The sequence below is a fragment of the Undibacterium sp. TJN25 genome, assembly GCF_049339885.1.
GTDB lineage: Bacteria > Pseudomonadota > Gammaproteobacteria > Burkholderiales > Burkholderiaceae_D > Undibacterium.
In genome coordinates this window covers 1-376 of record NZ_JBMPPM010000047.1, presented here as the reverse complement: position 1 = coordinate 376, position 376 = coordinate 1, and the positions used below count along the sequence as shown (strand labels likewise).

Sequence of the window (376 nt, the reverse complement as noted above, 5' to 3'; positions counted from 1 at the left end):
ACACCGGCATCCTGGCCGAAACCGAGCCCGCCCAGCCCGCCAACGACTACGGCGTCAGCAAGCTCGCCATGGAACATGTCGCCCGCCTGTGGATGGACCAGCTCCCCATCACCATCACCCGGCCCTTCAACTACACCGGCGTCGGCCAGGCCGACAACTTCCTGTTGCCCAAGATCATCAGCCACTACCGCCGCCGCGCCCCGCTGATCGAACTCGGCAACCTCGACGTCGCCCGCGACTTCTCCGATGTCCGCACCGTCGTCCAGGCCTACACCCGGCTGCTGCAGCACGCGCCGGCAGGACAGACCTTCAACGTCTGCTCCGGTCAGGCCCATACCTTGCAGCAAGTATTGGACATCGTGGCCGACCTCGCCGG

1 protein-coding gene is annotated in these 376 nt (G+C 66.2%); it reads left to right on the top strand.

The features are described 5' to 3' along the window. On the top strand, window positions 1-376 hold a 376-nt coding region (locus ACO0LO_RS29055), incomplete at both ends, for an NAD-dependent epimerase/dehydratase family protein (protein ID WP_422970036.1).